Raw genomic sequence first — 10,693 nt, 5'->3', positions numbered from 1 at the left:
CGTTAGTTCCTCAAATTATGCATGTGGGCTGATCCGGCAGCAGCGATCTGCAGCGGCCTGATTTCGGAAATTTCGTCACGCTGTTTTGGCGCTGCCTCGCGCGAAAACCGTTCGAAATGCGGTACGCGCTCGGGCGTGGTTGGCGCTGTCTGTTCGACAAGCTTCAGGGTCGTCTCCACCGGGAGGGTGGGGAGCCGGTCGGGGAACCATGACTTCAACTGGTTCACCAATGGTTCGACACTGTGTTCCCACATGAGAGAACCGCCGCGCTCCGCGGCAGCTTCAGAGAGGCGACGCAACGCAGCGGGATCCTCTGACAATGCCATGATGATTTCAGTCAGTTCCCGGCTGATAACGTTGTCGTCCGTCGCCTCGATCAGCAGACCATCGACACCGTGATCGATGAGTTCGCCGACCGCGCCGACTGACGTTGCGATGGGCACGCAGCCCAGCCGTTGAGCCTCGATAATGGTCAGGGGTGCACCTTCCCAGCGCGAAGGCAACACCACCACGTCGGCCCAGGCAAAGGCTTTGTTCAGATGCCGGCTCGAAAAGACTGGCGGTTCGACATGAACACCAACTTCAGCGAAACGTTCTTTCCACGAACCCCCGGCACCAGCGTCCATGACATCGCTACCAATGATCTTCCAGTCGATCGGCGCTGAGCGCTGGCGCAGGTCGCGAACAGAGGAGAACAATCGCTCAATACCCTTTTGAGCGTCGAGCCGTCCCAGGAAAAGAACATTGAGCCTGTCCCGCTGCGGCCTGTTGCGGCGCGCTGCAAGGGCAACCTCCTGTTCCTTTGAGGAAAGCGCATAACTTGCTGCATTTTGGATGTGCATGAGTTTGGCATCCGGGACGCCCATACCATGCAACCACTCGGCCATGTCCCGGGAACAGGTCAGGATGGTGTCGTAGACATGCTCGAAGGCGAGAGTGAGGTACGGATGGCCTGCATCGCGTCCCATTTTCGATTTATCGAGCACGTGAACATAGTTCAGCACCTTCATACCGCGCCGGCGAAGTTCACCGAGCATGGAATTGACCGGTGCCGCCTGATTGTTGATCACCACATCCAGCCCGGCCAGAAAGCCCATGATCAGCTCGGCTTTCGCGGCCTCATCATGGCCCATCAATAAATCATGCCCGGCAAACTGATTGGGACCGCCCCAGAGCGGGTAATCATCTGCGAGGAAGTTGACCGTCTTGAACACGCCATCGTTTTCGGGAATGCGATTGTAAACCGGCTTGCCAAGCAGGAAGAGGTGGACTTCGCAGCCTGCATTCTTCAACGCCTGCGCCACAGCATAGGCGACTTTTTCGACACCGCCGAAACTGCCGATGGGCAAAAGGAATCCGACACGCAGTGGATTGGACGCGTGAGCGAGTCTTGGCATTACGGGTCTTGCGCCCACGGCATGCCGCAGCAATTCGAAATAGCGGCTGCGATTGGGAAAATAGACGGAACGCCAGAGCCAGCGGTTTTTGGACTGCAGTCTATAACCGGAATCGCGCAGCGCCCCCAATGTGGCGAGAAGCGCATTGGTAGGAGACAAGGCGGTACTTTGCATTTCTCTCGACGTGAATGGTCCGCTGATGACAATCTCGATGACATTCGGGCTTGGAACCGGCTTGTGCAGGGAGCGTGCCCAATCGTCGGATGCATCATCTGCGCAGGTCGAGAAAATATCGAACGTACACATCCAGCCGAAAGGCTTGTCGGCAAGCGGTTCCGCATCGCTGATCTTGCGTATGTCAATGCCGACCTTGGCGTTGTTCCGCTCGAAGCGAATGGCGACGAAATGGTGTTTTTGAGCAATCCGCTCGCCCAGCCACAGCAAATTGTGGATCAAGCCGAGCCGGGTCAGGGCCTCTCTGTGTGCCGCCGTCATCCATAATAGAAACGGCGGAACACCGAAGGTTTCCGGTTCAGCCTTCGCAGCCCAGAAACGCGTGACAAAATCTTCCAGACTGCATTTGGCATGCTCGACTGTCGGATCGGTGAATAAATCCACCGCATACGTACCCATGCCGATCGCAGCATAGCGCGGCGTTTCCTCGTGTTCCCAGGCAAGTAGCGTTTCGGCGGCAAAGAGTTTCTTATGTTTCTGCCGGATGTAGGTCAAAATGCCTTCTCGCGTGCGATTTGAATCGCGCAACATGCTCTCGGCGCGCTGCCGGTATTCGAAGCCGAAGAAAGGATAGTTCGCACCAAGGAAGCCACGTCCGATCGCCTGCAGCCAGAAGTCCCAGTCCTCAAAACCGGCCTTCATGCTCTCGTCGAAGCGCACGCCAGCATCGAGCATACGCCGCGAAACCAGACTGCCGGCTTCGCATATATTGTCAAACGTCAGGTGCAGCAGGCGCGAGTACTGCGTTGTGTAGTTTCCATTCCACTCGATGCCGAACTTGTCGATATTCGGATAGATCCAGTCGACCTTGTCGTCCGACTTCATGAAACCGAGAATGTCGCGGATCGCCGTAGGCGTAATGCGATTGTCGGCGTCGAGAAAATAGACGGCCTCGAGATTTGGGAAATTACGGAGTGCAAACTCGATGCCATAATTGCGGGCGGAGCTCAGTCCTCCATTGGCCTTGCGGAGATAAAAGACGTTGGCATGAGCCAGCGCATATGTGCGTCCGATTTCGCCGGTTTCCGGATAGGGACAGCCGTCATCTATGATCACTGCTGCGATCCCGAAAGGCGCTTCCTGCGCCAAAACGGATTCCACTGCTTCGGCAAGAAGCACAGAGTGCTTGTATGCCGGAATGAGCACTGCGACCCTGGTGCGGGGTGGACCATCCGAGTCGATATCGGACGGCAATTGCGTGCTGATTTGTTCTCGGAGACGTTTGATCTGGTCCAGCATGAAATTATCCATTGACCATGAGGCTGATGTTACGGAATTTCGCCCAAGCGAAAGCGTTGTCTCCCGGATTCTCCTTCATTCGGGTCGCGATGTAGATGTTTTGCCACACGCCAACCTGCTCAGTGATGAAGGCGTTGAGCCGCGGCTCTTCACCCGGCGTAACACTGATCCAGCCTGAAAATCCTTCGCCGGCGCCGGGTGCCCGGTGCTCATCGAATAGCTGACGGGCATTGCGGATGTCGCTCGCAATTACCAGGGCAAAATCGACATCCTTCGACTCTTCATTATCGACGACTGCACTGGACGAGATGCGGAGAATATTAGGCGGGCAGGCCGCGGGGATGTGGCCGATCGTTATTCCCGTTGATGGCGGATGGCAGCCGATGGCTCTTTCTTCGGGCAGAGGAAGAATGGCTGCGAAGTCGAATGAAATCTCGTCCGTATTGGACAGGTCTGCCAGTTCGAGAATGCCGACTGCCATCGGCATTTCCCGAAAGCCGCCACCTCTCGCGTCGTGGGATTGAGCTGGCAGATAGTTTGCCCAACTCGGAAGCAGAACACCGGGCATTCCGCACCAGATTTGCATCGCAAGGCTGTTCTTCAGCAGCGGTGTGTCGTTTGCTGCGTCGCGCACCTGGAACATGTCGAGCGGTTGAAGTCCGCCAAGTGACAACAGCGGCATTTCATCATCCATGCCCTCGATACGAAGGCGCAGGCTCAACGTCCGCCGCAAGCCGGCAAGCGTTCGCGAAAGTCCCAGATAGTTCCAACCCTGACCAAGTTTTGAAAGCGGCACCACCCAGCTCTCTACAACACACATATCTTCCAGCGTGACCAGTTGGGCATGCAGGGTGGTATCATCACGTTGCATCAGACGTTCGAAATGGATGGCGATAGCGCTCACGCCTGCGCTGGCGACTGGAAGGATTTGCGATACCCCTTCGAAAGAAGCATCGGCCAGAACGTTGGAGCGCGAGGAACTGCTGACCGGCTCGTTTGAGAAGGCGAGATCGAAGGGTTGCAATCCCTGCCTGTCGACGAAACTCTCGACAGCAGCAAACCTGTTCTGAAGATTGTCATTCAAGGTGCGCAAGGCAAGCAATTCGCGATTTGACTGGGTGATTTTCCTCGCTTCGAACACCACTAGGCTGGCGAGCTTCTGGATAATCAAACCTGCCGTTTCAATCTCCCGCCCAGCATGCCATTCAAAAACGGTTGGTTCGTCTACGACACCACGGCTTTTCAACCAGTCTAGAAGTCGCTTTTCCCTACCCCGGTGAACGGGATTGATGAGCACAGCCAGTGTGCACAAAGGCGCCTCATGCATCTCGAATTTTCTGCCCGATGAATCCGACAGCATAGCGGCGTCATCCTTGACACCTTCGAAGCCCAGGATTTTTATGGATTTCCACAAGCCTTCGGGCAGCTCGTCATGGTCAATACCCATGCGAAGCAGGATCGGTTCCTTCAACAAATCTATTTCTCTCAAGGATTTCGCAACCGGCGAAAGCTTGTACGAAGTCTGAACCGTCATTTCCCTCATCCTTGACCAACCACAGGCGGCTAACCGTGTCTCTATACAAATAGAATGGCAGATTGATGAAGCTTGTCACATAAATATATTGCAGCGCAACACTAAAATATTTGATTGTGCGCGTTTTATTCTTCGCGTAACTTACAATCATTGTAAAAGTAATTTATTTCAAAATTCAAAGTATCTTGTGACTTATTGCATGTTACTATAGCAGCGCTGGCGGCCAACCACTTTGTCAGGCGGCGTCGGACGATGGAAATACATCGGCCTCGCCGCCTTCCGCGTGGATTGTCTCGCCATCCGGGAAACAGAACTGGCTTTGAACAGACAAAACTTGCTCTAGACGGCAATGCGCTTTTCCGGCTCGTCATCTGCTCTCATCGATTGCAGTTTTCGTTCCCAAGCAAGAGCGTCCCCAACAATCAGATCAAGATCGGCACGCTTGGGTGAGAAACCAAATTCATTGCAGACCCGATCATTGCCAGCCACCAGAATAGCTGGATCACCGGCACGTCTAGGCGCCATGCGCACCGAAAAATCAACGCCCGACACACGCTTGACCGCATCGATGATCTCAAGCACCGAGTAGCCATAACCATATCCGCAATTGGCTGAGGTGCTTTTGCCTCCAGCTTCCAGGTAATTCAGCGCGCAGAGATGCGCCTGAGCCAGATCGCTGACGTGGATATAATCGCGGATGCAGGTTCCGTCCGCTGTCGGGTAGTCCGTACCGTAAACCTCGATGTGAGAGCGTTCGCCCGTCGCAGCCTGGCTGGCGATCTTGATCAGATGCGTTGCGCGGGGGAAAGATTGTCCGGAACGCAGCTGCGGATCGGCGCCGGCCACGTTGAAATAACGTAGCGCAACATAGTTGAAATCCGGATGAGCGGCTGCCGCGTCGCGCAACATCCACTCCGTCATCAGTTTTGACGTGCCATAGGGTGAAATGGGTTGATGCGGCATGTCCTCGGTGATTGGCGTCTTCTCGGGCTCGCCATAGACGGCGGCTGTCGACGAAAAAATGAAATGCCGGATACCTTCGGCGATAGCCGCCTCGATCAACGCGCGCGACTGCACCGTGTTGTTGCGGTAATAGAAAAGCGGATCGCGAACGGAATCCGGCACAACGATAGAGCCGGCAAAATGCAGGATCGCAGTCACTCCGTGCGTGCGGATCACGTCGCGCACGAGCGCCTGATCGCCAACATCGCCCTGGATGAACGGAACGTCTTCGGGCACCAGCCAGGAAAAGCCGCAGCTCAGATCGTCGAGCACGACAACGGATCGTCCCGCGTCTTTCAATGCGAGCACCATGTGGCTGCCTATATAGCCAGCACCACCTGTAACAAGAACGGTCATTGGGGAACTCCTGGAATTCTGTTTGAGGGATTGTTTGTAAGGACCCGGCTTTTGCCAATTAGCGAATTTTGGTTAGACCTCCTCAACCTGCTGCGTTTCCCCCCAAGAAAGTCGCGCTGGGTATCATGCGACGCGGCGAACCGAATCTTGCACCTGCTTTTCAGTGTCGACCATTTTGTGATCCACACCGTTTTCCGTCAGAAAGCGGTACATTTCGCCATAGGTCCGGTACCTAGCTTGATTATATTTGTCGAAGAGTGCCTGGTCCCAATAGTCCTCCAGCCTGAACTTCCCGCCGCTAAACACATCGAAACTCGGAATTTGATAGGTCTCTGCAAACTCCACGGTGCGGCTGTCATAGGTGAAGTAGATGGAAGGCACGCCATTGGCCAAGGCCATGAGATTGCCATGCAGCCGATAACCGAGAACAAGTTGTTTTGTCCGGACGAGACTTTCATAATCGGCGACGACGTCGGAGTAGAACATGCGCTCGCGATAAAGCTTTTCCACCGTCTCATCCAGATACCAGTCGGAAACCCATTTGTTTGCTCTCAGAGCGGCAATCGCTTCCTCTTTCTGGTCATCGGTCCCGAAAACCAGTTTCTTTTCTTCGACTTCGCCCTGTGCCATCAGGGTCGCATCGAAGCGACCTGCCATTTCCTTGACGAGATCGCGATGAAACGTCAGGTAACGCTCGATATCCTGAGCGTAGGTCGGTGAGACCTCACGCCGGATGGTGATCCCGATATTTCGCACGTCATCAAGCCGCGGTAGCTTTATTCGCATCTCGGGATCGTTGCGACGAAATGCGGTCGGACAGCCAATAATGCGAACGTTGTTAATGCCGATATCGCTCATGACCTGTGCAGAATAAGCTCCACGCACACCGACGGAAACCGTTGAGTCCGCTATCACCTTCAGAACTGTCTTCGTTTGCTCGGAGAGTTCCAATTGGCCTTCCACCGGAGCTTGCGCTCCTATGCCAAAGGCAATCACCGGCAGACCGAGCCGCTTCATAACCGGGATGGCATCGGTCCAGTCCATGTGCTGGTGAACATAGTTCGAGCCGCGAAGAATGACGTAGTCATATTCCTCCCGCAGGCGATCGATGTGATCCATGTTCGGATTCATAATCGGCAATTCAGCCTGCTTTTCGTAGTTCATCAATTTCAACGACGAATCGAAAACAAAAGCATCGCCGATATTATGGTAGTGATTGATACTACGTTGCACATCGCTGTGCTGATACCAGCGAACACTGTCGTGATCGTAGACCTCGCCCGATGGGATCATTACCAGTACACGTGCCATGGGGTTTCCTTCTCGTGGCATTGAAAGCTGGCGAAAATTCAGCTCGCTTGCGAAAGAACGACATCGGTCCTTGCGGCTATGTTGATGGGCTGTTGCCGGCCCGATTTGAGCAGGTCGCCATAGAGGGCAACATGCTCTTCGGCGCAATCGATGTAGTTCGTCGGCCGGCGGACACTGTGATGAAGACGATCCCAAATCAATGGATCAGACAACACCTCCATGAAACGGTCTGCAAGATCCTCGGCGCTGCGAACGCGAAAATGCAGGCCATCCTCACCATCGCGTACTTTTTCGGCCATCCCGCCAATATTGGAGCAGATGATCGGTCGGCGATGATGCAATGCTTCCTGAATAACGATTGGCGAATTCTCCCACCATATTGAAGGCATGACGACCCAGTCGACCGATTGCATCAGGCGTGGCATTTCAGCGTTCTGATACGCTCCATAGAAGCGCACGCGCGAGCCGGCCTCGCCGATCAGCTTTTCCATGCGTTCCTGAAATTCGCGCGGCTGTTTTTCAAGATTACCGCCAAAAATCATCAGGCGAGAATCCGCGCCCCATGTTTCTTCCGGTACACGGGACACGGCATCAACCAGCACATCTATCCCCTTGTAGGGTGTCATCTGTCCGAAATAGGCAAAACGGTTGCGACGCGGTTTTGGGCCTGTCAGCTCCCTTGGCGGCGTTACGCTTTCAACGGAGATGCCGTTCTCGATCACATGCAACTTGTCCGCATCGAGACCCCATTCCGCATACTTCCGGGCAAGAAAGACGCTTGGCGCAACGAAGGCATCGGCAAGTTCGAGCATTCCGCGGACAAATCGTTCGCGCTTCAGAAAGCGGGCGGGGGGAACGTCGGGGAAACAGGCGTGGCAATCGATCGGCGATGCCTCGTTGCAGAGTTTCGACGAGCCGGCTTTTACCATCTGACCGTCATTATTGCAGATCGACAAATATTCGTGGAACGTCACGAGGATCGCCGTATCAGGCAAGGCCTCGCGTATGGCGTAAAGGGTTTCCAAACCCAGGCCCATGACGTGATGAAAATGCACGACGTGCGGGTTGAGATCCCCAATAAAGCGCAAAAGATCGCGGCGAATTTCGTCGGTGTTGTTGTTCGACATATAAAAGTGGTCATATTCATCCGCGTGAAAGAGTATCTCGTCACTGCTGCGCCGCAGACTCATCAGGGCCGTCGTGCCATGGCGTGGTATTGGATGATTTGCTCTCGCCAGATAGACGGATTGCACGCCTGGCAACGTATTCAACCCCTTGTGGAGATTGTAGGATGCAATCTCGCCACCGCCGAGTGAGATGCTCGGATGCGCGTGCGAAATCACCAGAACCCGGAGTTGTTCGGTCATACCGCTGCCTCCGTCGTTGTCACACGATCTTTTGTGAGAATGTTTGCCCAGCGCGCATCGAAGACCTGACGATCGATACGTTCGATGAGCGCAATCGTTGACGCCTTGTCGGCAACGGAAATGTCGTCGGATCCCAGCATCTGGGCAGATGGAAGCCAGTAGGATTTCAGGCCCGACTGCTTGAGCTTCAGACCGAGGTCGAGGCCCTTTTCATGCGTGCCAAGATATCCGCGTGTAAACCCATCGACCGAAAACAACGCCTCTCGCGGCATCACACAACATTCGAATGTCGCGGTCGCTACTTCCGTCGTTGCCATTCCTGTTACGGCATCAATGGGATATCCGGCATAACGGCTGATCAGAGCGCGGTCGGATTGCGCGCCCGCAACCCATGTGCCAGCCCAGCGGATCGAGTCGTCTTCGTAGGCAAGAGTGGGCGAGAGGACGCATTCCTTGCGCGCTTCATAGGCCGCCAGTAATTTGCTGAACCATCCCGGATTACGTGGAAGCAGCGAGGCCGCGAGAAAAACAACCGTTTCGGTGGAAACGGCCCGGGCGCCCACCTCAAGGGCATCGTAAAGATCTTCCGAGCCGCTAGCCGAAACGAGGCGCAGATGCAGACCGTAGAAATCGGCAAGCCGTCGGACCTGGACCCCAATGCGGTCGACAATCTCAGTCGCCGCAGCAATAACGATAGGTGCCCGACGCGTTTCCGGGTCGAGGGCTAGCAACGCAATGAGGGGTGCAACCTCTTCTACGCGTTCATCAACGCCAATAATCAGCGCCGGTCCAAGAACGTCCTCGAACGAGCCGAGATCGACCACACCATAGATTGCAGGAGCAGGGCGGTTCACTCCACGTAGCAGCGGCACGAGTTGTTGATCGACAATATGCCGTAGCGCCCAAGCGTTCGGGTCAATCGCGCGGATCTGCCGGACAACCGCATCGCGCGACGTGATCCTCGTCGGTGTCAGAGGCATGAACGCGCGGCGCCCATCGCTCAGACCGAGCTCTACATAGAAAGGTGCAGTGCTGTCCCCATCGAGTTCGGGTGCGAAGGCAACAAACCCATGGGCATGGCGAGTGGGGTCAAGCCCGGCGTTGAACGGCGGCTTGTTGTCGAATTCCCGCGTGACATCGGGCCTGTCGATACGGGTCCAGTTTGCATCGAGCTGCGTTTCGCCGCGATGCCGGCGCAATTTGACGTCCCCCACATGATTGTCGGGATCGAGCAACCAGCCGGAGACGAGCAGGCCGCTACCCTCCACACGAAACACGTGGTCGATGCCCATGCGTACCGGGAAGGGGAGGCTGGAGATCGTCTCGGTTCCATCGAAGCGATTAGCGGCTGAGCGCATACGAAGGAGAATCTCGGTAGAGCTGCGAACACGAGGCAGAATCGCTCGCACATGGCTGGGCGTTTCACGCGCGCCTGAAATCAGACGGCGGTCGTAAACCTCGGTGAAGCGCCAGCCGCGACGCCCGCGAAACAGAAGACGCTCGATGTCGTTCGGCTCGACGATTTCGTTGGCGAGCAAAAGCCCAGCAAATCCTGACGATTGTTCGTTCAGATCGGGGCGTGCGAAAACGCTGATCGCACATTCAGCAAGTGAAGGCGACCGGCCGCTGATCAAAAGCCGTGTGACGGAAGGCGTAAGGTCCTGCGCCCATCCTTGCACGAAAATCTCACCCTCATCGCTGCCGCCGATCAGTTCGATGCAACCATCTGAGCGTGCGCCTGCCTGCAAAAGGATGGTGATCGCCGAAAGCTTCTTACGACCGATCGGTCCAGAGATCAGGCCTTCAACGAGTCCATCGATCACGGAAGGCAAGCTGGAACCGGAAAGGTCGGTGATCATGGCAATCAGCTCGCCAACCGAGGCAGCGCGGCTGGCAAAAGCATAGCGCGTCACGTTTGCCTTGTGCTGGAACATGATGGTTTTCAACGCGCCGCGGCGTAGGATATTGGTCGGAACAATCGCCACAAATCCGTGGGTGCCCGCGGGGGATGCATCTTTCAGCGGCCAGCTTACAAGGGTAACCTTGACGCTCATGGCGGGATCGCCATTGAGAAAAACCGTGGCCTGTTCGGAAGTCAGGCTGCCGATGCCGAGCACAAGAACAAGCGTGTCGTCTATGGGGCAGCCAACCACGGTTTCGCCTTGCATCACCACGGGGAGACGTTCCGCGGCTTTACCAGTCTTTATCGGCAAAACGTTTTTGTCGTCTCGAAGCATTCAAATCTGCTCCAT

Annotated in this window: 6 protein-coding genes; all 6 read right to left on the bottom strand. The window is 55.5% G+C overall.

The annotated features are described in order from the left end of the window. Positions 1–2: 2 nt before the first annotated feature. A complete protein-coding gene (locus J2X72_RS16825; RefSeq protein ID WP_310073685.1) occupies positions 3–2,870 on the bottom strand; it encodes a glycosyltransferase in 2,868 nt (955 codons plus the stop codon). A 4-nt stretch (positions 2,871–2,874) separates the two neighbouring features. Next, on the bottom strand, positions 2,875–4,404 hold the full coding sequence (locus J2X72_RS16820) for a DUF6212 domain-containing protein (protein ID WP_310073683.1): 1,530 nt from the start codon (positions 4,402–4,404) through the stop codon (positions 2,875–2,877). A gap of 339 nt (positions 4,405–4,743) precedes the next feature. Continuing rightward, positions 4,744–5,763, bottom strand: a complete 1,020-nt coding sequence (galE, locus tag J2X72_RS16815; RefSeq protein WP_310073682.1) for a UDP-glucose 4-epimerase GalE — start codon at positions 5,761–5,763, stop codon at positions 4,744–4,746. 123 nt (positions 5,764–5,886) lie between these two features. Beyond that, entirely contained in the window at positions 5,887–7,074 is a 1,188-nt protein-coding gene (locus J2X72_RS16810; RefSeq protein ID WP_210002623.1) for a polysaccharide pyruvyl transferase family protein, read from the bottom strand. Between the two features lie 38 nt (positions 7,075–7,112). Further along, positions 7,113–8,441, bottom strand: coding sequence for a glycosyltransferase family 4 protein (locus J2X72_RS16805; RefSeq protein ID WP_310073678.1), 1,329 nt, complete (start codon positions 8,439–8,441; stop codon positions 7,113–7,115). Beyond that, positions 8,438–10,678 carry a hypothetical protein gene (locus J2X72_RS16800; protein ID WP_310073676.1) on the bottom strand — a complete coding sequence of 747 codons (2,241 nt, stop codon included), beginning with the start codon at positions 10,676–10,678 and terminating at the stop codon, positions 8,438–8,440. The genes J2X72_RS16805 and J2X72_RS16800 overlap by 4 nt, the downstream gene beginning before the upstream one ends. Positions 10,679–10,693: the final 15 nt, after the last annotated feature.

Origin of the sequence: Phyllobacterium sp. 1468 (genome assembly GCF_031455525.1) — a bacterium.
GTDB lineage: Bacteria > Pseudomonadota > Alphaproteobacteria > Rhizobiales > Rhizobiaceae > Phyllobacterium.
The sequence above is the reverse complement of the archived record's forward strand: the minus strand, read 5'-3'. Positions and strand labels throughout refer to the sequence as shown.

What these genes read in the sequence shown, in the direction of transcription:
- galE (WP_310073682.1), bottom strand. Translation starts at nt 5,763, where the DNA reads ATGACCGTTCTTGTTACAGGTGGTGCTGGCTATATAGGCAGCCACATG.
- J2X72_RS16800 (WP_310073676.1), bottom strand. Translation starts at nt 10,678, where the DNA reads ATGCTTCGAGACGACAAAAACGTTTTGCCGATAAAGACTGGTAAAGCC.
- J2X72_RS16820 (WP_310073683.1), bottom strand. Translation starts at nt 4,404, where the DNA reads ATGACGGTTCAGACTTCGTACAAGCTTTCGCCGGTTGCGAAATCCTTG.
- J2X72_RS16825 (WP_310073685.1), bottom strand. Translation starts at nt 2,870, where the DNA reads ATGCTGGACCAGATCAAACGTCTCCGAGAACAAATCAGCACGCAATTG.
- J2X72_RS16805 (WP_310073678.1), bottom strand. Translation starts at nt 8,441, where the DNA reads ATGACCGAACAACTCCGGGTTCTGGTGATTTCGCACGCGCATCCGAGC.
- J2X72_RS16810 (WP_210002623.1), bottom strand. Translation starts at nt 7,074, where the DNA reads ATGGCACGTGTACTGGTAATGATCCCATCGGGCGAGGTCTACGATCAC.